The 1,836-nt window shown below is 69.8% G+C and carries 3 protein-coding genes; all 3 read right to left on the reverse strand.

Annotated features, from left to right (window positions below; all coding sequences use genetic code 11):
• The coding region (locus AB1609_22825; protein MEW6049268.1) for an FGGY family carbohydrate kinase at positions 1-389 on the reverse strand (389 nt) is incomplete at its 3' end.
• Between the two features lie 5 nt (positions 390-394).
• On the reverse strand, positions 395-1,222 hold the full coding sequence (trpA, locus tag AB1609_22830) for a tryptophan synthase subunit alpha (GenBank protein MEW6049269.1): 828 nt from the start codon (positions 1,220-1,222) through the stop codon (positions 395-397).
• Positions 1,219-1,836 (reverse strand): ABC transporter permease (locus AB1609_22835; protein ID MEW6049270.1); only part of this gene is annotated, 618 nt, incomplete at its 5' end. The genes AB1609_22835 and trpA, both read right to left, overlap by 4 nt.

Genomic DNA, 1,836 nt, shown 5'->3' on the forward strand with positions numbered 1-1,836 from the left:
CTGGAAGCGTCCTGCAGATTGCCGGTCGTCGCTTGCCACCGCTCCGCTCCCCAAACCTGTTCCACCTGGGCGGCCTCCTGGGCCGCCCGGGTGTCCGCATAAAGGATGGCCGGGCGAAGCGGCCCGGAAGGGGCGACGGCAATCAGATCCTGCATCTGCCCGCTGAGCCCGAGCGCCGCGACGGCAAAGCGTTCCGGGTGGCATGCCCGCATGGCCTCGCACGCCGCCACCCACCAGGCCTCGGGGCGCTGTTCCATGACGCCTCCCGGGCCCGTCTCGATACCGTACGACCGGGAGGCGGTCTCGACAATAAGCCCGTCTCCCCTGACCAGAGCCGCTTTGACCGCTGTGGTCCCGATGTCAAGGGCGGCGATAACGTCCTCTACCACGATGTTCACCCCCGTGCGGCGCGGGCCAGCGCCGCCACCGTCTGGCCAACCGCCTGGCTGCTTCCCTCGGCCGCTTCGACCAGGGCGGTGCCCACAATCACGCCCTCTACGCCGAGCTTCCGAAGGTACGCCACGTGTTCCGGGGTCTGAATCCCAAAGCCGACCGCAACGGGAAGCGCCTGGTTGCCCCGGGCTTCCACCACGTGACGAACAAGGCGGGCTGTGGCCGCAAGGTCCACCGGGCCCCCGGTCTGGGGCGCGCAACTCTGAACGTAGACGAATGTCCCGTCGAGGCGGGCGCAGGCCGCCAGCACGCTCTCCACGCCTTCTGTCGTGTCTTCCGGCCGGATGAAGCCCACCGCCGCGATGCCCGAGGAGGCGGCGTGCGCTGCAAGCGCGGCGAATGCCTCATGGCTCAAGTCGGGGAAGAGCACGCCGTCCAGCCCGGCGGCTGCGATGTGGCGAGCGGCTTCGCCCGCCGCCCGGGCCGGGTCTGTGCCCGGTTCGAGCTGAGCCGCATACCCCATGGCCACAACGGGAAGCTTTGCCGCCCGGCGCACGGCCGCGCCCAGGCGAAGCGCCTCGTGGAAGTCGATGCCGAGCGACCGCTGGACCTTTAAGGCTGAGCGGATGATGGGGCCGTCGAGGTGGGGGGCCGGAACCGGCAGCCCCAGTTCCAGCACGTCCAACCCGCTGGCAGCCGCCGCCCGCACCGCCGCCGCAAAGCGCGAGGGTTCCGGGAAGCCCGCCGGGAGATACCCGATCAGGGCCAGGCGTGACTCCTGGCGGGCTCGGGCGAAGGCATCCGCCAGGGAAGGCATCCGAGGGCTCACGTGCGGTTCCCCGCCAGTCGGGACACCAGGACGGCCGCGACGATGATGAAGCCGGTGAGCACGTCCTGGATGTAGGTGTTGACCTGCAGGATGTTGAGGCCGTTGCTCAGCGTACCGAGAATCAGGACGCCCACGGTCGAACCGGGGACGTTGGGCTGCCCCTCCTTGAACATGGTCATCCCGAGGAACACGGCGGCGATGGATGTGAGCATGAACGGCTCGCCGGCCAGGGGGTGGGCCGAGGCGAGGCGGCTTGTCAGGACGATGCCCGCCACCGCCGCGCCCATCCCTGAGATGACGAACGCCGCAAACCTCATTCGCCGCACGTTGACCCCGGACAGGTAGGCCGCCTCGGGGTTGCCGCCCACCGCATACCAGCGCCGCCCGGTGGTGGTATGAGTGAGCACGGCCCAACTCGCCAACAGCGCCGCCGCCATCAGCAGCACCGGAACCGGGATGGCTCCCACCGCCCCCTGCCCCACCACCAGGAAGCGGTCGGGCAGGCCAAAGACGGTGGCGCCGTCCGTGTACCACAGGGCCAAGCCGCGGAACGCCGTCATCGTGGCGAGGGTCGTCACGAACGCTGACAATCCCAGGTAAGCGACCAGCAGCCC

The sequence above is a fragment of the Bacillota bacterium genome (genome assembly GCA_040754675.1).
Taxonomy (GTDB): Bacteria; Bacillota; Limnochordia; order Limnochordales; family Geochordaceae; genus Geochorda.